Origin of the sequence: Flavobacterium chryseum (genome assembly GCF_004362015.1) — a bacterium.
In the GTDB taxonomy this organism is placed as follows: Bacteria; Bacteroidota; Bacteroidia; order Flavobacteriales; family Flavobacteriaceae; genus Flavobacterium.
In genome coordinates, this window is record NZ_SNWW01000006.1 from 180,513 (window position 1) to 204,507 (window position 23,995).

A 23,995-nucleotide genomic window follows, 5' to 3' on the forward strand; every position below is an offset into this window, starting at 1 on the left:
ATAGTCTGCCCATGTAGAATTATAATAACTAACTTAATTATGCCTATTAGAAATTAGTAAACTTTGTCCAAGTGTTAGTCCAAAGAGCCTCTGTTCTAAATGCACCTGTATTTCCTGTAAAATCTAATACTCCATCATTAAAGAAAGGCTGTGTTAGTCCCCATTTTGGAGCTGGATTTGCAGTTGAAATACTTGTACCTAGACCTGAGAAAGTTGTTCCTGCCGGCAAAGCTACATTATCAAACCCGTGGATTGATACTCTCAAATAAGAAGAACTAGCTTGAGTTGATGGAGCTTCATATCTAACTCCTGTGTTGTATCCTGTAACGGTTGCATCAATTAAAGTTATTTGTCCTAATCTGCGTACGTGAATAGCATTTTCGTATAAATCAGCAACTGTAGTTGAGCTTACACCAATAATTGACAATTGATTAAGAACCGGACGTGTTATAACTCCTGTATTAGAAACTGTACCTGTAGCGTTGTTATCTAACTCAATACCGTTAGAATCCGGTACTTGATTAGGAGCAGTACCACTCAAACTATGAGTAGAATTACTATCAGCAATTGCAATAGCTTTTGTAATTGTTCCTGTATATCCAAGATCAAAGTCGAAATTATCATCATCCGAAGCCAAAGAAACTAAATGCGAAGCACTTACTGTTCCTCCAAAAAATTCGAATGAATCATCTCTTCCGTATGATACCTGAACGTGGTCAATTACAGTACCAGAACCAACACCACCTAAAGTCAATCCGTTGATTTCAACACCAGTTAAGGCATCTAAAATTCTTCCGGCAAACTCGATACGTAAGTAGTTAACATCTCCACCATCGTGAGCGTTGTTTGATCCTCCATAATAGAAATCAGAAACATTAGGCTGATCACCTAATCCTTCGATAATATTAGTAGTTGATCCGTTGTTTACTGCAGCATCACCTAAAATAACAAAACCACCAAAATCTCCAGGAGTAGCACCAGTAGCATCATTTCCATCTAATAAATTATAACTTGTAAAAATAACAGGAGCATTAACAGTACCTTGTACATCAACTGTACCTGTTTTAGTAATTACAAGCACTCCTGTAGCAACTCCTAATGCTAAAGGTTTAGCTTTAACAAAAGTACCTGCTTCAATTGTTAATTTGGCACCTCCTTTTACACGTACCACCCCATCAATTTCCCAAACCTTGTCGCTTGTCCATGTTGTGTTTGTTGTAATATCCCCGCTTACAGTTTGTACTGTTGTAGGATATCCGCTGTAGTCAGCACTAGCAGATTTCATAGAAAAAGAAGAATCAGCAGAAGAATCATCATTTTGACAAGAGCTCACAGCCAGAGCGATCATTGCACATAGAAAAAATTTTTTCATAATAATTTTATTATTGCTATATTTGCTGCTATTAAACTAGGCCTTTGGAGAGAGCAGCAAAATATCTTTCCTCAGGTCTTTTCGCTTTTTTTGGTAAAGGCTTTTTTTAATAAACAATCCCGCTTTACCACTGGGGTTTATACCTATATTTCCATCTTTCACTCATAGGATTTTTTTAACGCAGCGAAAGGTTTGCTTTCCATTCTTTTAAATTTTAAAGAACATCTTAAAGTATTTTCTTGGATTTTTGTTTTATGCACAAAACAAAAAAGAAATCTAATACTTACAACTAAATACATTAGCATTTGAAAAAGCAAAATATCATCCCCTAATTTTATTGTTAACTGTTTCTTAATATTTGTATCATTAGCATAATATTGCCATTAAAAATTGGTAAACTTTGTCCAGTTGTTTGTCCAAAGAACTTCGGTTTTAAATGCACCTGTATTTCCTGTAAAATCTAATGCTCCATCATTAAAGAAAGGCTGTGTAAGTCCCCATTTTGGAGCCGGATTTGCCGTTGAAGTAGCTGTACCAAGACCTGATATAGTTGTTCCTACTGGTAACGCTACATTATCAAATCCATGAATTAATACTCTTAAATACGAAGAACCACTTGGCAAAGAAGGAGAATCCCATCTAATTCCTCTGTCATACCCTGTAATAGTTGCATCAGTTAATCTTATTTGTCCCGATCGGCGCACATGTATTGCGTTTTCATATAAATCTGCGACAGTAGAAGAATTAACACCAATAATTGATAATTGGTTAAAAACAGGACGTGTGATAATTGATGTAGCACTACCCGGACCGTTGTTATCTATCTCAATACCGTTAGAATCTGGGACTCCACCACTTAAACTATGAGTAAAATTACCGTCAGCAATTGCAATCGCTTTTGTAATCGTTCCAGTATAACCCCAAGTAAAATCAAAATTGTCATCGTCAGGTGCAAAAGAAACTAAGTGGCTTGCATTTACTTTACCTCCTAAAAACTCAAATGAATCCTCAGCACTATAAGATACCTGAATATGATCTATAAATGTTCCACTTCCAACTCCAGCACATGTTAGACCATTTAATTGTATCCAATACGCACCATCATATGATGAAACTCCTGCAAATTCGATGCGTATATAATTTAAAGTTCCAGAATTATGTTCATTGTTTGGTCCACCGTAATAAAAATCAGGTCTATTAGGCTGATCGCCTAGTCCATCTACAATATTTGTATCTTGAAAATTATTTACAATAGCATCTCCTAAAATTACTACACCCCCAAAATCTCCATATTGGGCCTCCGTATTTGCATTGCCATCCAATAAATTATAGCTGGTAAATATTATTGGTGCATTTTCTGTACCCTGAGCATCGATTTTACCAGTTTTACTAATTACAAGTACTCCTGAGGCAAATCCGTAAAGTAATCGTTTCGCTTTAATAAAAGTACCGGCCTGAATCGTTAGCGTGGCTCCCCCTTTTACAAGAACTACTCCATCAATTTCCCAAACCCTATCATTTGTCCAGGTAGTATTTGTTGTAATATTTCCGGTTACCGTTTGAACTGTAGCTGGATATCCGGAATAATCAGCTCTGGGAGCTTTCATAGAAAAAGAAGAATCTTCAGATGAAGCATCATCATTTTGGCAGGAACTCATAAACAGAGCTACCATTGCAAACATAAAAATTTTGTTCATACTATTTAATTATTTCTAAAATTGCTGTCATTACACATGGCCTTTGGAAAAGAGCAGCAAAATATCCTTCCTTAGGTTTTATTTCTTCTAAATACTGAATACTGATTGCAGATACATTTAAAAAGAATAATTAAGTGATATACTTATAGTCCTTCCGTTTTTTGCTTTAAATACTTCTCTATCCAGATCCTGATCAAATTTTGTAGTTGCACCTGCTCCAAGACTTTTATATGCTCTTGGATTAGATCCTGTAGAAACATCTTCTGTTTTACTGTAGCTGTTAGCATTATTATATGTTTCTATACTTGCATCAAACAAATTTTTCATACTGAACTTTACCTCCAGATTTCTCTCTTTAAAAAATTTGTAACTCATCTGTGCATCAGTTACAGCATAAGGTTTACGAATTTCTTCGGCGAAATATTCAAATCCTACAAGTATGTATTGATCTCCTACAACGTTATGTCTAAGGCTAAATCCTAAACGTTCGCCTACATAATCAAGACCCAAATTATACGTATATGGAGATTGTCCGTAAAGAGGTCTGTTGGCTTCATAAAGTCCGCCTGTACCGTCTAGATTAACATATGAAGTTACTTTTGTATCGTTTACAGATGCGTTTCCATAAACAAACAGGTTTTTTAAAATATCGCCTTCTCCTAAAAAAGAAAGACTCATATAAAACTCAAATTCTACACCCCAAAGTTTTGCATTGCTTGAATTAATATTATAGATATCCCTAACTCCTGATGCGTTTAAATAACCAACAGATTCAATTGGATCATCTATATTTTTATGGTAAACACCGAAAGATAAAATTTCGCCGCCAGAAGGAAACCATTCTAATTTTAAATCATAATTATTGGCAACGCTTGAAACTAGTCCATCCGTATAATTATATATTTTAGCAGAACGGATTGGGTCGAAATACGGAATTGTCAAACGCTCTGCAAACTGAGGACGCAAAACAGACTTATTATAACCAAGCCTTACATTCATTTTGTTAGTAGGGCTTATAATTAAACTTGCCGATGGTAGAAATTGCCAAACTTTATCATCAGTTTGAACGTTTGTAAAGCCACCAGGAACTTCAGACTGGCTTTCAATTTGTGTATAAATATAACTTTCAGCTCTTACTCCCCAAACGAATCTTACAAAGCGGCCCAATTTATCATCAAGCATTAAAAATGGTGAATGTACTTTTACATCTCCAACATATTTATTGCCATATATACCGTAATCCTGCCAGCCAAAACCGCCATAGTAATAATTTGAACCGTCTAAAAATTTTGACAATGGCTCATAAATTGTTGCTCGTTCAGCCTGACCTACAGTAACTAACTTGGCAGATTCCTGCTGGTTTGTTGCTTTTTTATAAGTCCCGAAATAACCTGCTTTGATATCATTTGTAAACGAATCATTAAAATTAAAAGAGTATTTAAAATTAATGGCTGCATTATAATCGACTTCATCATTAGTAAAATTACTTCTTCTAAAACTATCATCCTGATTATAAACACCATATGCAAACGTTTCATCATCACCAATTTTTACTTTGCCTACGCTTAAAAATGTAGCATCTTTGGTATCTTTTGCTACATTTCCGTAAGCTCCGTACCAATTAATTTCTAATTTGTCGAACTTATGACTTCCCTCGATTTTATTTTGAATAAAAGTAGTATAAACAGGATAATTAGATTCAGATGTAGAAGGTAAAACGGTACCACTCATTATATCATTAATTTCTGTACTATCGCGCCAGCCTGTAATTTGGGTTAATTGATTGTTATAAATATGCATTACAGTATTACGGATCGTGATTTTATGATTACCCAACTGTACTCCCCCATTAAACATACCGCCTAAGGTTGAATTATAATTATAATTGGCTCCTGAATTTTTAAAACCATATTTCGTAAAAGTAGAATATGCCGTAGATTGATCTTCAGCTGAAAACTCTGTATTACTTATATAATTACCTCTTTCTGTGTGTTCAATTTCTAATTTTTCCTGCGTATTCTTAAAAATTAAAGATCCCACAAATCCCCATTTGTTATTATCTTTTAATTTATAAGTTCTTCCTATACCAAATTGCAGTGTTGTTCCCGGCGCACCATACGTTTTATACGTACTGAAATTATCCTCTGTAAATTGCTTTGACTGTTGAAGAAAAAGACCTGAATTTGCTTCATTTGTTGGTATATCTAATGCAACAAGTCCGGTTGGATAATCGCGTCTTCCGTCATCAAATCCCCAATAATCATATTTGCCTTCTTTTCGTGTAAGTCGTTCTTTAAATGCACTTTGACTATTATATGAAGTACTTATAGAGAAATTGGTGAAATTTTCTTTCGGAATATCCATCGTTTTAACCTCTACATATCCGCCGGCAAAATTGGCATACATATCCGGAGTCGCAGATTTGCTGACTACAATACTCTCAACAATCGCAGTAGGAATAATATCAAAAGAAAAATTTTGCTGATAAGCATCTGTACTTGGCAACACAATTCCGTCCATAACAGCCTGGTTCCATCTTTCTGCCATAGAACGTACTACAACATATTTATCACCAATTGTTGTTACACCAGTGATACGTTTAAGAGAACTTCCTACATCTTTATCGGGTGTTCTTGCAATTTGTTCTGCAGAAATACCATCAGAAAACTGAGCCGCTTTTTTTTGCTGCAATAACATTCCCTGAACCGATGCTGTAGCTTTTTTATAATCCTGAACAATTACCACTTCCTTTAGCGATTGAGTATCTTCTTTTAAAGAAACTACTAATGGTGTTTCTCCACCTTCGTTTACTCTTACAGCAGTAACTTTTTGAGTTTGAAATGAAATCGCGCTGATCACAATCGTATATTCTCCGGGTTCAAGTTCTAAAACATAATTACCATCGATATCCGATTGTGTTCCTAAACTAAGTTCTGCAATCATTACATTGACACCCGGTAACGAAAGTCCGTTTATGTCTACAACTTTACCTGTAATTTTTCCCTTCTTTTTTTTTTTCGAAGCGTCCTTACTATTTACGGCTATATTATTTTCATTTCTTCTGAAATTTAAGTTGGTCATGTTTTGCAAATCACTCAAAATTTCATCAATCGAAACATTTTCTTTTTTTAATGTTACAAGCGGCACAGTAAGATCAAGATCTTTTTGATAAATAAACTGATAAGGTGTGCGCGATTTTAAATTATCGATAATTTTTTGCGGCGAAGAATTTTTAAAATCAACCGATACTGTTCCGGTTTGCGAATAAATGGTGTTTGTTCCGAAGAAAACTCCGAAAAATAAAATCCAAAAGGCAAAATGCCTGAAAAGATTATTGTTCATAATTGATGATTGTTAGTGTATTAGAATTAATTTTAATATGATATTTAGGCTTACTATTATTTAAAAATTTGAATGACGGTTCCTGTCCTATTCAAATCCGTTAATACAGATTCAAATAAGATAATTGTAAAAATTATTTCATCGTTTTATTTGCTAATCAGGTACGTGTTGTTTCCTGTCGACTGAATTTTAATTTCAAGTGCAAAAGCAATAGTTTGCAGCATTTCATACAAACCTTGTCTGGTATCGAGTGTTCCCTGCATTTTAAGATTTTTTAAATCTTCATCAAGATAATTGACCGAAAATGCATGATCTGATTTTAATTTGCTTAAAACTTCTTCAAGGCTTAAATCATCAACATAAATCAAAACCTTTTTCCAGTCCGGTTCAAAAACATTTGTTCTTTGTTTGTTTACCGTCGACGATTTTTCAGCATAAACTGCTTTGTAGCCTCTTACCAGCAAAACACTATTTTGATTGGTTTCTACTTTTACTTTTCCGGTTCTGACATTTACTTCGGGTTCTTTATTACCGTAAGCTTTAATATTAAATGAAGTTCCTAAAACAGTAGTTTTAATACTTCCTGAACTGATAATAAAAGGTCTTGACGGATCGCGTTTTACTTCAAAAAAAGCTTCCCCTTTTAAGGTTACGGTTCTTTCGTTTTTTAGAAAATGTGAAGGATATTCGAGTTCAGAATTTTCATTTAACCAGACACGTGTTCCATCAGGCAAAAACAACAGTCGTATGTCTTTATTAAATGTTTTGGTAGCCGTAATTTCCTGTTTAGAAAAATTGGATTGAATAAAAGCATGATACGTGCTTATAGAAAGTATAAATACGGCACAGGCAACGGCCATCCAGTTATAAAGATTTTTGTACTTATCAATTGTAACCTTCCGTATATTATTCCACATACGGGCATTAGTTTCATCAGGAAGAATGCCTCTGTTTGGTATTGCGTTCCATTCTTCTCTTACTCTTTTAGACTTCATTACAATCAATAATTAATAGTGAAAATTACAGGCGAATCTTCTCGATTCAACTACATTAGATTTCGACTCTTTTAAATATCACGGGGCAACATTAGTATTAACGTTTTCTTAATGTAAAGGAAGATTTACTTAACCTTGGTCGAAAGGCAAAAAGAAGATTATGTAGTTGAACAGCGTTACTATAATTGTGATAGCTAGCTGTTTTATTGATGTAAAGAACTTACGAAATTATTTCTGACTGACTTATAAAGAATAAGGCAAACCAATACAATTCATGATTTTTTACAGAATGCTTTTTGAGAAATTGGAGTGTTTTCGAAATTTGATTTGCCACAGCACTTGGCGACATATCCATTTCCTGCGCTATTTCTTTGTAACTGCGGTCTTCAAATTTATGAAGGTTGAATATTTTTCTTCTTTTTTCAGGGATTTTATTTAGAAGATATTCTATTTTTTCCAATTTTGCATTGATTTCATCGTCAGGTTCTAACGGGCTGTCGAGTTCCTTTATCAACTGATCATTTTCGAATGAAAAGATTCTGTTTTGCTTTTTATACCATTTTGAGATTTCCTGTTTTGAACTTTTAAACAAAATGGCTTCTAAGTCTACATTTGGGTCTAATTTTGTTCTGTATTTCCAAAGGTGAATGAAAACATTTTGTGTCACATCTTCAGAATCAGCCAATTGCGCTGTATATTTTTTCACAAAACAAAAGACTTTAAAATGATACAAATCATAGATTTCTTTAAAGCAAGAATCATCTCCAGCACGTAACCTTATTACCAAATTAGAACTCATATTGCAATTTTAATTGTTAAAGAAGACCCTTACAAAAGTATAATAAACACTTATTGATATTTTTACGATTTGGTCATTTAATAATTTATTAATATTGCGCTATGTTTTGTGAACTTTTACTGTTTTTAAAATGATTCTGTCGTTTGAAATCGATAATCTATCAAAATAATGATTAAAATTGATAACCGTTTAAACGTATTATTTTTTCACGCAGATTGAGCAGATTTAATCTTTTAATCTTTTAATCTTTTAATCTTTCACTTTACATATATCCACCGCCATCTGTTTTATTTAATCTTGAAAAAGTGATACTTGACAGAATAGTAAAAATGGCCAGAATTATAAATGTATATTGAAATGCTTTTGTTTTATCTATCTCAAAAATACCCGATTGAAATAACGAAAGTACCAAACTTGCCACCGATACTCCAAAACTTACCGAAAGCTGCTGCATGATCACCAACATTGTATTTCCTCCGCTTGCCGTATCCTGATCTAAATCTGCAAGCGTAATCGTATTCATCGCCGACATTTGTATAGAGGTAAAAACGCCATAGAAAACCATCAATATTATGTAATAAACAATTGGTGTATCGCGCTCGACAAAACCAAGAATAATTAAAAAATAATTCCCAATAATATTGTATTACTAATTAGTACAGTTCTGTATCCGAAAAAGGTAATGATTCGCACCATAAAAGGTTTTACAGCAACATTTGCCAGCGCAGAAGGCAATAACAATAATCCTGATACCGAAGCCGAATAACCAAAACTGGTCTGCAACATTAGCGGTAACAACAATGGTAATCCGCCAATTCCTAATCGTGTTACTAAACTTCCGGTTAAGCCTATTTTTAATGTTCTTATATTCAGAAGTCTTAAATCGATAATAGGTTTTTCTGTTTTTTTGTAATGAATAAAATAAAACAGCGAAAGTAATCCCGATAAAAACAGAAGCCCCAGAATTAGCATCATGTGCGTTCTTCCGCTGCCAATAAGTTCGAGAACCATCGTAATAAAGATTAGAGCCAGACTAAAATAAACCAATCCCCTAAAATCAAATCTTCCGACGGCATGTTTAAAATTGGGCATGATTCTGTATGCCATCGAAATTCCGATTACTCCAATAGGAACATTCACTAAAAAAATCCAATGCCAGGAAAAATTATCCGAAAGAAAACCGCCTAAACTTGGTCCAACGACCATCCCTAACAAGCCAAAAACCGTAATGAAATTCATGGTTTTCAGCAGTTCGCTTTTAGGATATTGGTACAAAATAGCCAGCCTTGCGATGGGAACCATCATGGATGCGCCAATTGCCTGCAGAACCCGCGCGAGATTAAAGGTTCTTAAATCGACAGAAAGTGCGCAACATACAGAACCCGTTACAAATAAAAAAACAGCAATCATAAACATTGTTCTGGTACCAAACTTATCTGCCAGCCAGCCGGAAAGCGGAATAAACATAGCAAGTGTGAGCGTATACGTCACAATAACCGAATGCATTTCTGTTGGTGAATATCCCATATCTTTTGCGATAGAAGGCAATGATGTATTAAGAATTGTACCGTCTAAAGACTGAATAAACATTGCTACAGCAGTAACCCAAGGCAGCAGAGAAACTGCACTCTGTTCTTTTTTCTCTTCTGTTTTTTGAACCATTTTTAATTGATTTATACGGGAAGGGCTTGTAAGTTTATAATTCAATAAAATAAAAAACTCTCAACAATGTCGAGAGTATTTATTTGAAACCACAAGTTAAGTAAAACTATTTGAATTTAAAATATAAAAAGAATTACTTCGCGTTAAGTACTTCCATAATCTTAGTATAAATGGCTGTGTTTTGATAAACCCCGGAAAAATTATGAGCGCCCGGACCATAAGCAAAAACCGGAACCGGAACTGCAGTATGATCGTTTGTACTAAAACTTCCCTGAACGTAACCTTTTGTAATGTTTCCGTCTATTAATGAAAGTCCGCCCGTTTCATGATCGGCAGTTACAATTAAAAGTGTTTCAGGATTTTTATCTACAAATTCCATTGCTTGTCCTACCAATTTATCGAAGTCCAGCATTTCGCGAACCACATATTCCAGGTTGTTTTTGTGTCCACCATAATCGATTTGTGCACCTTCGGCCATGATAAAAAACGGATTTTTTGTTGATGAAAAAGTCGTTGTTGCTTTTGCTAAAGATTTGGTTAAAAAATCTCCTCTTCCGTCTTTCATAGAAACAACCGCGGCATCTTCTAAAACAACAAATTTTGCATTTTTGATTGTGTCTAAACTGCTGAATTTATCCGAAAATGTATATCCTTTTTCCATCAAAACTTTAGATAAATCTTTTCCGTCTTTTCGTTTTCTGAATTCATTTTGTCCGCCTCCAATTAAAATATCTGATGGATTTGCTAAAAAATCATTCGCAATTGGTTCGCTGTAACTTCTCTCTGGCTGGTGTGCGTAAAAAGCCGCCGGCGTTGCATCGGTAATATTTCCTGCAGAAATAATGGCTGTTTTGTAATTTTTCTTAGCCAATTGTTGTGTTATTAATTCTAAAGGTTTTCCGTTTTCATCAACGCTAATAAACCTGTTATTGGTTTTATGTCCCGTTGCCATTGCTGTTGCTCCGGCTGCAGAATCTGTAATATAACTATCTGAAGCTTTGGTAATAGAAAGTCCCTGTGTTGGAATATTGAAAAGGCTTAATTGTCCTTTATTAGCCGTATAACCAGAATAAATCTGCGTTAATCCCATTCCGTCACCAATTAGGAGAATAACATTTTTAGGTTTCTTTTTGGCAAATGCCGATGGATTTTTAGGAACGTAAGCCTGATGAAATACTGTATTTTGATAGAAAGTTGATTTGATATTGTTGATGAAATGCGTTAATTCTGAAACAGTATCTGTCCCAATAAAATCAACTTTTAAATTCATCAGCGTCATCCAGGTATTTACATTATCCTGCGTTGCCCAAAATCTAATTTTTTTGTTTTGATCGTGAACTTTCTTAATTATCGATTGAATTTTTTCTAAATCGGTTTGGGTTAAAACTCCTTTGCCGTTCCAAACTGTAAGCTGTCCTAAATCTTCGCTGATCATTTCAACGCGCGCTAATTGTTCCGGAGAATAATTTTCGTTGAGTCTTCCATCAAAATAAATAAATTCAGGATAATCTTTGTATTGTTCCGGCGAAGGCCTGTTTCCTGAAATAACTACTTTAATATTTTTATTAGAGATGATTTCCGGATACGTTTTTAATTGTTGGGCAATTAATTTTAGCGTAGCATTGGCATCAGATTTAATGTCGATCATTAAAATCAAAGGCTTATTGCTCGCGTATGCTTTTCCTTCTAAATGCTTTAACTTAGAAGCTAAAGGATCGAGATATAAATTTTTAAGTGTGTTTTGCGGCGCAATGTCTTTGAAATTATGAGCAACAAAAAGCTCGTTATTTACTATAAAAACATCGGCTTCGATTACACCGGTTTCGTTAGAATAAGCGCCATAAAACGGAAGCGCGCTGGCATAATCATTGTGCGAATGAATGTTCGATGAACTGTATTCCTGCGCTTGTGCAAACAGGAAAAATTGGAGGCAAAAAAGGGTGATTATTTTTTTCATTGAAATAGGGTTATTCGTTTAAATTCTTCGCAATTAATAAGCAGTTTTTGTCATTCCGAGGAACGAGGAATCTCCGCACGATAATCGACAAAAATTGACGATCTAGATTGTAGCGTTTCTTGCGGAGATTCCTCGTTCCTCGGAATGACAAACTTCACTTTGATTTCTATTCTTTTCAACGGATTGAAATCCGTTGCTACAATATGGTTCGTTCCTCCGGAACTTTTTAAAACATAAACCAGTCCTTAAACAAAGACTGGTTTTATAATATTGTTATTTCTTAATTTTTAATTCTTAATTGGAAATTCTTTACAGCTGCAAGCTCAATCAAGCCTGCAGCGTAAAAAATAAAAAACAAACTAAAAAAACATTCACAATTAATAATTCACAATTAACAATTACTATTTCCAGCCTTCATTTTGCCATAAAGCTCCTTTACTAACTGCGATTTCATCTGGTGGTATTGGCCAAACATGGTGAATCAAAGGATTAAAATTACGTGCAGGATAAATTACGCTTCCGTCATAATGGTGTAATGGTTTGGCATAAGCATCTTTTGCATCACCCCAACGTACTAAATCATAATGACGATCTGTCCACTCGCCTGCTAATTCGCAACGTCTTTCTCTTTTTAAATCGGTCATTGTTGTTCCCGAAAGATCACCAAGACCTGCACGATGGCGAATCATATTGATTTCTGTATCTGCATTTTGGCCTTTCATTAATTTAGCTTCAGCCAACATTAAAATTACATCGGCATAACGCAAAAGCGGAACGTTTAAAGCGGTTGAAGGTTTATCTCCGTTTGCATTTACGTAACGAATATCAACGCCGCCAGAACCTGTTTTTGGATAACTAAACGGCTCCATGTATTTTTTAAACTGATAACCTGTTCTGTTGCTTGAACTTACAACGTGACTTCCTTCATTAAAAGTGACTACTTCTCCAAAATAAGTAAATTTGTCTCCTTTTTGTAAAATAGTCGCACTGCGTCTTTTATCAGTAGGATCATAGGTGTCAAATAATTCTTTTGTTGGATAAAAATTTCCCCAACCGTTGTAAACTCCCCAACCTTTATCTTCTAAACAAACTCCGGGAAAAATAGAACCCAAAGATGTATTTTCTGCACTTGAAGTTACTGACCAAATATATTCTGTAGACCAGTTGTTCTGAATTTTAAATACATCTTCAAAATTATCAAGCAGTTTGTGTTTTCCACTTCCAACAATTAAGTTAGCATATTTAATAGCGTTGTCCCAGTCTTTTGCATACAAATAAGTTCTAACTAAATATCCCCACGCTGCTGTTTTGTGTGCACGTCCGTAATTGTCCGGTGTAAGCTCATTAAAATACGGTAATAAATCGGCTGCTTTAATTAAATCTGCAGCGATATAAGCATAGTTTTCACCAACGTTTTTAGCTCTCGGAACATATACATTTGTTGGGTCGTTTCTGTCCTGAATCGGAATTCCGGCGCGATCATCTCCATAGTGATAGGCTAATTCTAAATGCATTACGGCATGATTAAAATAAGCTTCTCCCAACATTGCATTTTTTGTTTTTTCGTCTAAAGGAATGTTTGGAATATTACGAATTACGTCGTTGCAACGTTTCATGATTTCATAATGCAGTCTCCAGATATCTTTCGTATCCGATTCCGATCCGTCAACAATAAAATTTTTGATACGTTCTGCATTTTGTCTTGGTTTTGTTCCGATATCGTCGCTGGCATTATTAAGCCAGAAAAAGCCACGACCGTACATATTGTCATCTGAATATAAAGCATAAATTGCATTTACTCCCGCTTTTGCATCAGCCGGAGTTTTCCAGAAATTTCCGCTTGACGGAGCTCCCTGCGGAACAACATCAAGTTCGCTTTCGCAAGCTGAAGTGCCTATTAAAAGCACAAAACTCAATAATAAAAGACTTAATTTTTTCATTTTGTTCGTTTTATATTTTTTTTAAAAAGTAGCATTTACACCCGTCATATAAATACGGGAAAGTGGATATTTACCTAAGTCAAGACCAAAGTTGCTCAGCCCAACTTCAGGATCCATTCCTGAATATTTTGTGATGGTAAACAAGTTTTGTCCTGAAATAAAGAATCTCAATTTTGCTTTTCCGTTTAACCAACTATCTTTAACGGTATAACCAATTGAAAGGTTTTTTAATCGGATGAAAGAAGCGTCTTCGATATAAAAATCTGAGATTCTTCCGAAGTTATTGTTATTATCCGTTGATGAAAGAACCGGAATATTAGTATCTGTATTCGTTGGCGACCAGGCATCTTTAGAATCTGACAATAAATTATATCCTGGGAAAGAAGCGTTTAAACCGGTATATTTTACAGCATTGAAAACTTTATTTCCTGATACTGCGTTGAAAAACACATTCATATCAAAACCTTTATATCTAAAGTTCATGTTTAAACTGTACGTTGTTTTAGGAAACGGATTTCCAAGAACCACTCTGTCGCTATTGTTAATTACGCCATCTCCGTTTACGTCTTTAAATTTCATATCTCCCGCAACGGCATTTGGCTGATAGACTACACCTGAATTATTTACATACGCTTTAGCTTCGGCAGTACTTTGAAATAATCCGTCTGTAGCATAACCGTAATAAGCACCAACCGGGCTTCCAACCTGATAAATATTGGCTAAAGGCAAACTACGAACTCTGCTTATATTTAAAGGTTCAAGAGACGTTAAATCATCTTTAATTGAAACAATTTTGTTGCTTAAAAATGCAGCATTTGCAGTTACATCAAACTTAAATTCTCCGCGTGTTTTTTGGTACGTTAAACTAGCTTCAATACCTTTATTTTCAACATCTCCAGAGTTTACAATTCTACCTTGTGGAGTTCCTGAAACGCCCGGAAGCTGATCACGAACCAACATGTCTTTATTCTTTTTCACGTAAGCATCTACAGATCCTGTTAAAGCGCTGTTGAACATGGTAAAATCTAAACCAATGTTGGTTTGCTCAGAGCTTTCCCATTTTAAATTTGGGTTTGATAATTCACTTTCGGCATATCCGTAATTGATTGTTGGAACTGAACCAATCAAAGCTGAAGTCTGCACTAAAGGCACACTAAATTGGTATGGACCTAAGTTTCCTAAATTTCCGATTTGTCCCCAACTTGCACGCAGTTTCAAATTGCTTACAATTGGACTAATGCTTTTCATAAATTCTTCTTCAGAAATTAACCAACCTGCAGAAACAGAAGGATATACTTTCCAACGGTTTGCTGATAAAAGTTTTGAAGTTCCGTCGCGACGAACAATTCCTGAGAATAAATATTTTTGATTGAAATCGTAATTTAACCTTCCAACATAAGAAGAAATAATTTCATCAGATAATCCTGCGCCGGTTTGCTGAATTAATTTTGCATTCAATAAATAACGTTGTGATGCGTCTTCATTATCAAAACCTGTTCCTTCAACGGTGTAAAATTCTCTTTTTGTTTCCTGATACGTATATCCGGCTAAAGCTTTGAAATTGTGTTTTCCGAATGATTTTTCGTAAGAAATCGTTTGCTCGCCTAATAAATCAGTCGTTGTAACCGACTTTTGTGTTAATCGATTAAAGTCGAATATTTTTCCAGGCTCAGTAATTTTCACTGCAAATTCTTTTGCATTATCCTGAATTCTGGTGTAACCCCAGTTTGATTTTACTTTCAAACCTGAAACAATTTCCCATTCTGCATAAGGATTAATCAAAATAGTCGAAATAGGATTTCTGTTGTCTAATCTTTTTAAATAAGCAACCGGATTTATAACGTCTCCGTAAGAACCAATGTATTTTTCAGGAACTCCACCAAATTGTCCTGAACCATCTTCTCTATAAACTGTTGCATTTGGCGGATAGAAAATAGCGGCCAAAATTGCTCCTGTGTAACCACTTGATGTATTGGCACTTTGACCGTTTGTTAGGGAATACGATAGGTTTTCTCCAATGGTAAAATTTGGCGCTAATTTAAAAGAAGAATTTGCTCTTGCTGTATAACGCTCGCCAAAAGTATTCAACAAAATACCTTCATTTTTTCTGTAACTTCCTGAAAGAAAGAAATTAGATTTTTCTGTTTTTCCGTTTATCGAAATAGATAAATCCTGAATTTCGCCTGTTTGGAAAATTTCATCCATCCAGTTTGTTTTTGTAGTTCTTGCCGTTGGTTCAAAAGCCGTATCAAAAGCCGGAATTCTTGGTAATCCTGCATTATCTCTTGCAGTATTCATAGCATCTGCATATTCAGCAGCATTTAAAACTCCCAATTTTTTGGCTACGTTTTGAAAACCTCCCTGATAATTTACATTGACATTAATACGATCAGATATTCCTTTTTTAGAAGTAATTAAAATTACTCCACCAGAAGCTCTCGCACCGTAAATCGCTGCCGAAGCCGCATCCTTCAAAACACTTATCGAAGCAATATCATTTGGGTTTAACGTATTTAACGAACCGCTGTAAATAATTCCGTCTAAGACAATTAACGGCGTTTCAGCATTCAAAGATCCGATACCACGAATGTTGATGGTTGGTTCTGCCGTTGGGTCACCTCCGTTATTAATTACCGTTACACCAGCAACAGTTCCCTGTAATAATTCAGATGCACTGTTATAGGTTCTGCTTGAAGATTCTTTCATAGAAACTGCTCCTACAGCACCCAAAACTTCATTCTTTTTTACACTTCCGTATCCCATAACTACAACTTCCTGAAGTTGTTTCATGTCTGCAACCAGTTTTACGGTAATATTTTGAGATTGATTTACCTTCACTTCTTGCGTTACATAACCTACATAAGAGAAAATAAGATTAGCTTCAGCTGCGTTAACTTCTATTTTAAAAGTTCCGTCAAAATCTGTAGATGACGCTGCATCTGAAGTTTTGTCTTTAATTCCAACGCCTGGCAATGGCATATTATCATCGCCACCGTAAACCGTTCCTGAAATAATGATTTTATTCTGGTCTAAAGCACCAATTCTTTGATTTTTTTTAATGACAATATTATTACTTACAATTTCATATCGAAGTGATAAATTGCTGCAAATTTTATCTAACGCTTGTTCCAATGGAACGTTGCTTAGTTTTAAGCTAATTTTTTGATTGCTGTTAATCTGATTGCTTTCGTACATAAAATGTACATCAACTTGTTTTTCTATTTTTTGAAAAATACTTTTTATGCTTTCATTTTCTACTTTTAAAGTGACTCTGTTGTTCAGGTCAACATTTCCGGCATTTGCCGTTATTCCTGTAAAAAATAAGACAATGAACATAACAACTTTGGCCAGAAGGGCTTTTGTAATGCTTTGACTTTCTACGACAAACCGCATTTGTTTTTCATTCATGGGGGAAGGGATTTAGATTAAATATTTGATTTCAGATTTTAGATTTTAGATTTTTCGCTGTGACTTCTCACTTATAATTCACAACTAACAATTCATAATTGATAATTAATAATTATTGAATCTTATAAACTCCAGACTCCAGTTTGTAATCAGCATTTATGATATTACACACTAAAGCAACAACCTGATTTACTGGAAGTTCTTTGAAATAAGCGCTTATTTTCAGGTTATTTAAATTCTTGTTTTTGACTTCGATGGCAACATTATAATTCCGATTGATGGTTGCAATAACTTCCGGAAGTGGTGTGTCTTCAAAAACAATGATGTTTTTTCGCCATAATGAAATTGAATTGACCGGAACATCTTTAAAGGCCTGTAGTTTATTATCCTGCGATTTAAAAACCACTTTCTGACCTGGAGTTACATACACATTTTCTTCTGTTACTGCCGATTTTACATTTACTCTTCCGGTTAAAACAGCAACTTCCTGTGTGGTATGATCCGGATAAGCCTGAACATTAAAACTGGTTCCCAATACTTTTGTGTCCATTTTATCGGTGTGAATTATAAAAGGATGTTTTTTGTCTTTGTGTACATCAAAAAAAGCTTCTCCGGTTAAGTATACTTCTCTTGTATCTCCTTTAAATTCTTTTGGATATTTTAAAAGGCTTCCTGCGTTTAACCAAATTTGGGTTCCGTCGCTTAAAATTACCTTAGCATGTTCGCCGGCTTTTGTCGCATATTGTATGTTCTGAATAGCTGGAATTGTTGTTTGATAAATAAACCACGATACTCCCATTACGAATAATAAGGATGCTGCAACAGCCCAATTTTTATGTTGAAGAAAAATAACTTTGTTTGTCTTCTTTATTTGTCTTAATTCTTTTTTCAGCTTCGAACGATCAGATTGAACTTCTTCCATGTTTTCAAAAACTTCATTGGTACTGTCGTACCATTTATTCCACATCTCTTGTCCTTTTGGAGAATATCCTCCATCTAAAAAATGTTTTATTTCCTGTTGTAATTTTTCGGGCATTATAATTTCTTTATCGCTTTAATAGTATGTCTTTGAAATTGAAATTTCGGGTAGGTTGGTTAGGTTACGCTTTTGTTAAGAAAAAAACGTATTGCTTTCAATTAGGAAATATTCTGATTGAACTCTCCTAAATAAGTTCGCATGAATTTTAGTGAGTATGTTATATGATATTTCACTGTTTCGATTGAAACATTAAGTTCTTCTGCGATTTCTTTATTGGAATAATGTTTAATCCGACTCAGAATAAAAACCTCTTTTGATTTTTTAGGAAGTAATGCTGTTGCTTTGTCGACGGCTTTTTGCAATTCATCATAAAAAATTGAATCTTCTGTTGCGTTGTGGCTGGTGTATTCGACAGTATTCCGGTCTAAAACCTCTTGTATATACTGGTCTGTAACCGAATGTGATTTTATATAATCTAAAGTCATGTAACGAACTGAAGTATAAATATATGCAGCAAAACTCTTTTGAATTAGTATGGTTTTGCGGCGCTCCCAAATGGTGGTAAATACTTCCTGAACAATTTCTTCAGAAATGGGAACGGATTTCATTCTGATATATACAAAGCGAACGAGTAAATCTCTGTACCTAAAATACAGTTCATCAAATGCTTTATCTTTTCCTTGTTTTAATAATTCAACAAGTTCTTCATCTGTAAAACCTTTATACATAATACTTCACTTTTATATTATTTGCCCCAAAAAGGGTTGGTAACAAAACGGTTATTTTGAGAAGTATTCTTATTTTTAAAAATGACATATACTACAATAGTTTGTTTTATAATATGTCTTCAAAAATAGAAATGAGGGTAGGTCAACAAGGTTACGTTTACATTAATAAAACAGGGTTATTATAAAACATTGTATTAACATTTAATAAGCTGTGTTACCAATGTATTTTTATACTATATATTAGCGCTCATAAATTTTTCTAACTTTTTATATTCATGAAAAAAGCGATTCTAATACTTGCTCTTTTATTTTTTATTCTCTCTTGCGCTGATAAATCCGAGAAACCAAAAAGTAAAATAGCTTTAGCAAAACATATTGATAATGCAGCCATTTTTAACTGGGCAACAGAATCATGTGAAAATACAGGAACTTTTGATCCTAAAAAGTATACAAAGGAAGAATTAAAAAACACTTACGATTTATGGTTTACTTTTTCCACAGCCAAATTACAAACTCAAACAAACGCTTATTTTATAGAAGACGTTAATAAACTAGACGCTACTAAACTTTTCTTGGAATACATAAATCAAAAAGCTTTATTAAATAGAAAAGTAGTCTCTACTCCGTTTTGGAATAAGTTAAAAACACAAAGATTACGGGAATTAGAAGAAGAATATCTATTAAAAAAAATCACTATTGAAGCCTATTCAGATCCAACTGTTTTACTAAATAATAAATATTCTGCAAAATGTTCTGAATATGTTCAGGCTTTGGCATCAAACGATACTATTGAGCTTTTAAAAGCCTGGAGAAATATTGTTGAAGTGCAAAAAAGTAAAAACGGATATCCTGAAAAAGTAATTGAGGAATATAATAAAAAATACAACTCTAAAGACCATTTATTATATGCTCAAATGGAACTGATGACTTACGGATGGTTCAATTGTGCTAATGATCAAATAAAATGGATAGGCGAAGATGATACAATGCGGGAGGAATTTGATAAAATTTTCATTACGATTAAAAAGGAGTGTAATGAAGAGGATTAAAAAAGTCAAGATTTATTTATATAAAAAATCCCGGTTTTATCCGGGATTTTTATTTGAAAATTTTGCAATGTATTATCCTTGAAGAGAATTCATATCGATTACAAAACGATAACGAACATCACTTTTAAGCATTCTTTCGTAAGCGTCGTTGATATCCTGAATTTTGATAATTTCAATTTCTGAAACAATGTTATGTTTTCCGCAGAAATCAAGCATTTCCTGTGTTTCAGCGATTCCGCCAATTACAGAACCGGCTACAGATTTTCTTCCCATGATCATCGGTACGGTATGCAAGAATGGATCTAACGGACCTAAATAGCCAACTAAAACTAAAGTTCCGTTAATGTTTAAAGTTGTAACATACGGATTTACATCGTGTATAGAAGGAACGGTATCGATAATTAAATCAAATTTCCCGCTTACCGATTTCATTTGGTTTGCATCTGTTGAAATAACTACAGCATCTGCGCCTAATTCCAGAGCGTCTTTTTCTTTATCCGGAGTTCTTGAAAATAATGTTACTTCAGCACCAAGACTTTTGGCCAGTTTAATTGCCATATGTCCAAGTCCGCCCAAACCAACAACTGCAACTTTGCTTCCTTCACCAACATTCCAGTGTTTTAGTGGCGACCAGGTTGTAATTCCCGCACAAAGCAATGGCGCAACAGCAGCCAAATCTAAGTTTGAAGGTACTTTTAATACAAAATGCTTATCTACAACCACTTTTTCAGAATAACCGCCAAAAGTATGTCCGCCAAGATGTTTATCCTTGCCATTATAAGTTCCTGTAAATCCATTTAAACAATATTGTTCAAGGTCTTGTTTACAGCTTTCGCAAGTATGGCAAGAATCAACAAGACAGCCTACTCCGGCTAAATCGCCCACTTTAAGTTTGGTAACCTCACTTCCTACTCTTGTTACTCTACCCACAATTTCGTGACCCGGAACGGCAGGATATTGCGTTCCTCCCCAATCGTTTCTGGCTGTATGCAAATCAGAATGGCAAACGCCACAATACAAAATTTCTATCTCGATATCTTTGGCCAGAACCTCTCTGCGTGCAATAGTCATTTGTTCTAAATCTGCATCGGCCGCAGCCGCACCAAATGCTTTTACGTTACTTGTGCTCATATTTTTTAATTTAAATTATTTAATAATTGTAAAATTAGGATTGCTTTTTCGCTGAAAATAATAGAAAAGAAACATTTACTTAAGAAATTCAAACAATTCCGAATCATTGTAAATATAAGAAAAATCACTCATTAATGAATGATTTTTCTAAAACCTTTATTCTTCAATCTTAATTCTTCAATCTTAATTCTTCAATCTTAATTCTTCAATCTTAATTCTTCAATCTTTATTCTTTATTCTTAATTCTTTATTTCCCAACCGCTTTTTGAAAATGTGCCGGATATCGATCTCCCTGAATTGTGGTTTGAGCAAAAGCATCGTCAATTTTTTTAATATCGTCTACAGAAAGATTAATGGATGCTCCGCCAATATTTTCTGTTAATCGGTGTGATTTTGTTGTCCCCGGAATTGGTGCAATCCACGGTTTTTGTGCTAATAGCCAGCCTAATGCAATTTGTGCAGGAGTTGCGTTTTTCTGAGAAGCAATTCCGCCCAATAAATCGATCAGTTTTTGATTTGTACTTCTGTTTTCTTCGCTAAAACGAGGCAAAGTATTTCTAAAATCAGTACTTTCAAATTTTGTATCCTGATTGATTGCACCGGTTAAAAATCCTCTTCCTAACGGACTAAACGGAACAAAACCAATTCCTAATTCCTCAAGTGTTGGTAAAATTTCTAATTCCGGTTCTCTCCACCAAATCGAATATTCGCTTTGTAGCGCTGATACTGGCTGAACTGCATGGGCTTTTCGTATTGATGAAACACCAGCCTCTGAAAGTCCAAAATATTTTACTTTTCCTTCCTGAATAAGATCTTTAACCGTTCCGGCAACATCCTCCATGGGAACATTTGGATCTACTCTGTGTTGATAAAATAAATCGATAACATCTGTTTTTAAACGTCTTAAAGATTCTTCGGCAACAGCTCTAATGTTCTCAGGTCGGCTGTCCTGGCCGTCAGTTACATTTCCATCTTTAAAACCAAATTTAGTAGCAATAACAACTTCTTTTCTAAACGGGTTCAGGGCTTCTCCAACTAATTCTTCGTTTGCAATTCCATAGGCTTCAGCAGTATCAAAAAGGGTAATTCCTTTTTCGTACGCTTCTCTGATTAATTTTATTGCTTCCTGTTTATCCATTGCCTGTCCATAAGCAAAGCTTAATCCCATACAACCCAATCCTAATGCAGAAACTTCTAATCCTTGAGTTCCTAATATTCTCTTCTCCATTTTTAAGTATTTTAAATGTTTGTAAAATAATCCTGTTCAATATTTCGACAGTACAAATTTCCTCCAATAATCATATCTTAATTGTATACACATTACTGATATGATTACCATTTTTACTGATTTGAAGAATCAGACTAAGTTATTAACAATCTGAGTATTATCTTTACAGTACAATTTAAGGAAATAGATATGGAACATATTATAAAACTTGAAAAAGTTGCACAATACAATAAATTGAAAGGTGTTGAAAATCAGCATCCTTTAATAAGTGTTTTTGATAATTCTAATGCAAAAGCTTTACCCAATAATACGCGTATGCATTTTGGTTTTTATGCCGTGTATTTAAAAGCCGGAAATTGCGGTGAATTGAAATACGGTCGCAATAATTATGATTATGAGGAAGGAACAATGGTTTTTGTTGCGCCCGGACAAGTGCTTGAAATAAATAATTCTGAAGATTATCAACCAACCGGATTAGTGCTTTTGTTTCATTCTGATTTGATAAAAGGAACATCACTGGCAAAAAATATGAGTCACTATTCTTTCTTTTCTTATGATTCGCATGAAGCGCTTCATTTATCGTTGAAAGAACAGCAAATCATAAAAGATCTATTTAGTAAATTAGAATATGAATTAAGCCAGTCTATTGATAAACATAGTAAAAGCATTATAAGTAATAATATCGAGTTGCTTTTAAATTATTGTGTCCGTTTTTATGACAGGCAATTTATTACCCGTGAAAACATCAATACGGATATCTTATCAAAATTTGAGAATTTGCTAAATGATTATTTCGTATCTGAAAATCCGCAGGATTCAGGTTTACCTTCTGTAGGCTATTTTGCAGATCATTTACATCTTTCTCCTAATTATTTTGGTGATTTGATCAAAAAAGAAACAGGCAAATCTGCTCAGGAACACATTCAGTTGAAATTAATAAACCTGGCTAAAGAAAGAATTTTCGATACGGAGAAATCCATCAGTCAAATAGCATTTGAACTGGGTTTTAAATATCCACAGCATTTTAATCGAATGTTTAAAAAGAATACCGGTTACACTCCTATTGAATATAGAAGTTTGAACTAAAAAGTTTCAGGTTTCAAGTATTTTTTTTACCGCAAAGCACGATAAGTTTTTTATAGTTGAGTATTATAAAACCCAAAGTTCAAAAAGCTTTATATCTATCTAACTTTGTGAACTTTGCGAAAAAACTTAGCGTTCTTTGCGGTTAATTTTATCCTAACTTATCTAAACAATGTTATCGTATCGGTTAGGTTTTCTTTAGTGATAAAATCTTTAATAAATTCCTGAACTTCATTGGTAGTACCAACTGCAGTTTCGAAGGAATTGATGTGAAATTCATCATCCTGATCTAAAATATGAATTATTTCTGTATAGCCCTTTGAGATTAAACTGCCTTTTAATTTTATTATATTGAATTGTTGCTGACCATCTAACTCTTTGCGAACTTTTAGTTTTATAGCTTTTTCCATAATAAATATCTTTTAAATTAATAAGCTGTTTATTAATTCAAATATAACTATTAATTAAATTGACCTCGTGTTAAAAAAATAAATATAAATCACTATTTATCAACATTTTAATGAACAATTAAAATGTTTTTTCATAACATTTTATCCATAAAAAAATCTCCTGTTGTTTGAAAACAGAAGATTTTAACTAACAAGAAATATTAAAAACTAATCGA

17 protein-coding genes are annotated in these 23,995 nt (G+C 34.1%); 2 read left to right on the forward strand and 15 right to left on the reverse strand.

Features of this window, described 5'->3' with window-relative positions:
• Positions 1-46 precede the first annotated feature (46 nt).
• The 12 genes from EV143_RS13360 to EV143_RS13410 form a co-directional block, all read right to left on the reverse strand.
• The gene (locus EV143_RS13360) at positions 47-1,372 is read right to left on the reverse strand and encodes a hypothetical protein (RefSeq protein WP_133508439.1); all 1,326 of its coding nucleotides are present in this window, start codon (positions 1,370-1,372) and stop codon (positions 47-49) included.
• A gap of 383 nt (positions 1,373-1,755) precedes the next feature.
• Positions 1,756-3,069: a hypothetical protein gene (locus tag EV143_RS13365; RefSeq protein ID WP_133508440.1), complete on the reverse strand. Its 1,314-nt coding sequence runs from the start codon at positions 3,067-3,069 to the stop codon at positions 1,756-1,758.
• Positions 3,070-3,186: 117 nt separating this feature from the next.
• Positions 3,187-6,411, reverse strand: coding sequence for a TonB-dependent receptor (locus tag EV143_RS13370; protein WP_133508441.1), 3,225 nt, complete (start codon positions 6,409-6,411; stop codon positions 3,187-3,189).
• Between the two features lie 146 nt (positions 6,412-6,557).
• The gene (locus EV143_RS13375; protein ID WP_133508442.1) at positions 6,558-7,406 is read right to left on the reverse strand and encodes a FecR family protein; all 849 of its coding nucleotides are present in this window, start codon (positions 7,404-7,406) and stop codon (positions 6,558-6,560) included.
• A 220-nt stretch (positions 7,407-7,626) separates the two neighbouring features.
• Positions 7,627-8,205: an RNA polymerase sigma factor gene (locus EV143_RS13380; RefSeq protein WP_133508443.1), complete on the reverse strand. Its 579-nt coding sequence runs from the start codon at positions 8,203-8,205 to the stop codon at positions 7,627-7,629.
• A 262-nt stretch (positions 8,206-8,467) separates the two neighbouring features.
• Positions 8,468-8,728: a hypothetical protein gene (locus EV143_RS21825; RefSeq protein WP_243739868.1), complete on the reverse strand. Its 261-nt coding sequence runs from the start codon at positions 8,726-8,728 to the stop codon at positions 8,468-8,470.
• A 95-nt stretch (positions 8,729-8,823) separates the two neighbouring features.
• Entirely contained in the window at positions 8,824-9,867 is a 1,044-nt protein-coding gene (locus tag EV143_RS13385; RefSeq protein ID WP_243739869.1) for an MFS transporter, read from the reverse strand.
• Positions 9,868-10,000: 133 nt separating this feature from the next.
• The gene (locus EV143_RS13390) at positions 10,001-11,824 is read right to left on the reverse strand and encodes an alkaline phosphatase (RefSeq protein WP_133508444.1); all 1,824 of its coding nucleotides are present in this window, start codon (positions 11,822-11,824) and stop codon (positions 10,001-10,003) included.
• A gap of 401 nt (positions 11,825-12,225) precedes the next feature.
• Complete coding sequence (locus EV143_RS13395; protein ID WP_133508445.1) at positions 12,226-13,764, reverse strand: RagB/SusD family nutrient uptake outer membrane protein; 1,539 nt, start codon at positions 13,762-13,764, stop codon at positions 12,226-12,228.
• Between the two features lie 21 nt (positions 13,765-13,785).
• The gene (locus EV143_RS13400; protein WP_133508446.1) at positions 13,786-17,172 is read right to left on the reverse strand and encodes a SusC/RagA family TonB-linked outer membrane protein; all 3,387 of its coding nucleotides are present in this window, start codon (positions 17,170-17,172) and stop codon (positions 13,786-13,788) included.
• Between the two features lie 112 nt (positions 17,173-17,284).
• Positions 17,285-18,208, reverse strand: a complete 924-nt coding sequence (locus EV143_RS13405; RefSeq protein ID WP_133508447.1) for a FecR family protein — start codon at positions 18,206-18,208, stop codon at positions 17,285-17,287.
• Between the two features lie 101 nt (positions 18,209-18,309).
• Positions 18,310-18,879, reverse strand: coding sequence for an RNA polymerase sigma-70 factor (locus tag EV143_RS13410; protein WP_133508448.1), 570 nt, complete (start codon positions 18,877-18,879; stop codon positions 18,310-18,312).
• Positions 18,880-19,154: 275 nt separating this feature from the next.
• Between EV143_RS13410 and EV143_RS13415 the strand changes: the two genes are divergently transcribed.
• Entirely contained in the window at positions 19,155-19,928 is a 774-nt protein-coding gene (locus EV143_RS13415; protein WP_133508449.1) for a hypothetical protein, read from the forward strand.
• Positions 19,929-20,000: 72 nt separating this feature from the next.
• On the opposite strand, the gene EV143_RS13420 is transcribed toward EV143_RS13415, so the two are convergent.
• Together EV143_RS13420 and EV143_RS13425 are read right to left on the reverse strand one after the other, a co-directional pair.
• Positions 20,001-21,059, reverse strand: a complete 1,059-nt coding sequence (locus tag EV143_RS13420) for an NAD(P)-dependent alcohol dehydrogenase (protein WP_133508450.1) — start codon at positions 21,057-21,059, stop codon at positions 20,001-20,003.
• A 247-nt stretch (positions 21,060-21,306) separates the two neighbouring features.
• Positions 21,307-22,287, reverse strand: coding sequence for an aldo/keto reductase (locus EV143_RS13425; protein WP_133508451.1), 981 nt, complete (start codon positions 22,285-22,287; stop codon positions 21,307-21,309).
• Between the two features lie 189 nt (positions 22,288-22,476).
• Here EV143_RS13425 and EV143_RS13430 point away from each other — a divergent pair, with 189 nt between their 5' ends.
• Positions 22,477-23,373 carry a helix-turn-helix domain-containing protein gene (locus tag EV143_RS13430; protein ID WP_133508452.1) on the forward strand — a complete coding sequence of 299 codons (897 nt, stop codon included), beginning with the start codon at positions 22,477-22,479 and terminating at the stop codon, positions 23,371-23,373.
• 158 nt (positions 23,374-23,531) lie between these two features.
• On the opposite strand, the gene EV143_RS13435 is transcribed toward EV143_RS13430, so the two are convergent.
• Positions 23,532-23,780 (reverse strand): hypothetical protein, encoded by a 249-nt coding sequence (locus EV143_RS13435; RefSeq protein ID WP_133508453.1) that lies wholly within the window; start codon positions 23,778-23,780, stop codon positions 23,532-23,534.
• Positions 23,781-23,995 lie beyond the last annotated feature (215 nt).

What these genes read in the sequence shown, in the direction of transcription:
- EV143_RS13360 (WP_133508439.1), bottom strand. Translation starts at nt 1,372, where the DNA reads ATGAAAAAATTTTTTCTATGTGCAATGATCGCTCTGGCTGTGAGCTCT.
- EV143_RS13365 (WP_133508440.1), bottom strand. Translation starts at nt 3,069, where the DNA reads ATGAACAAAATTTTTATGTTTGCAATGGTAGCTCTGTTTATGAGTTCC.
- EV143_RS13370 (WP_133508441.1), bottom strand. Translation starts at nt 6,411, where the DNA reads ATGAACAATAATCTTTTCAGGCATTTTGCCTTTTGGATTTTATTTTTC.
- EV143_RS13375 (WP_133508442.1), bottom strand. Translation starts at nt 7,406, where the DNA reads ATGAAGTCTAAAAGAGTAAGAGAAGAATGGAACGCAATACCAAACAGA.
- EV143_RS13380 (WP_133508443.1), bottom strand. Translation starts at nt 8,205, where the DNA reads ATGAGTTCTAATTTGGTAATAAGGTTACGTGCTGGAGATGATTCTTGC.
- EV143_RS21825 (WP_243739868.1), bottom strand. Translation starts at nt 8,728, where the DNA reads ATGAATACGATTACGCTTGCAGATTTAGATCAGGATACGGCAAGCGGA.
- EV143_RS13385 (WP_243739869.1), bottom strand. Translation starts at nt 9,867, where the DNA reads ATGGTTCAAAAAACAGAAGAGAAAAAAGAACAGAGTGCAGTTTCTCTG.
- EV143_RS13390 (WP_133508444.1), bottom strand. Translation starts at nt 11,824, where the DNA reads ATGAAAAAAATAATCACCCTTTTTTGCCTCCAATTTTTCCTGTTTGCA.
- EV143_RS13395 (WP_133508445.1), bottom strand. Translation starts at nt 13,764, where the DNA reads ATGAAAAAATTAAGTCTTTTATTATTGAGTTTTGTGCTTTTAATAGGC.
- EV143_RS13400 (WP_133508446.1), bottom strand. Translation starts at nt 17,172, where the DNA reads ATGAATGAAAAACAAATGCGGTTTGTCGTAGAAAGTCAAAGCATTACA.
- EV143_RS13405 (WP_133508447.1), bottom strand. Translation starts at nt 18,208, where the DNA reads ATGCCCGAAAAATTACAACAGGAAATAAAACATTTTTTAGATGGAGGA.
- EV143_RS13410 (WP_133508448.1), bottom strand. Translation starts at nt 18,879, where the DNA reads ATGTATAAAGGTTTTACAGATGAAGAACTTGTTGAATTATTAAAACAA.
- EV143_RS13415 (WP_133508449.1), top strand. Translation starts at nt 19,155, where the DNA reads ATGAAAAAAGCGATTCTAATACTTGCTCTTTTATTTTTTATTCTCTCT.
- EV143_RS13420 (WP_133508450.1), bottom strand. Translation starts at nt 21,059, where the DNA reads ATGAGCACAAGTAACGTAAAAGCATTTGGTGCGGCTGCGGCCGATGCA.
- EV143_RS13425 (WP_133508451.1), bottom strand. Translation starts at nt 22,287, where the DNA reads ATGGAGAAGAGAATATTAGGAACTCAAGGATTAGAAGTTTCTGCATTA.
- EV143_RS13430 (WP_133508452.1), top strand. Translation starts at nt 22,477, where the DNA reads ATGGAACATATTATAAAACTTGAAAAAGTTGCACAATACAATAAATTG.
- EV143_RS13435 (WP_133508453.1), bottom strand. Translation starts at nt 23,780, where the DNA reads ATGGAAAAAGCTATAAAACTAAAAGTTCGCAAAGAGTTAGATGGTCAG.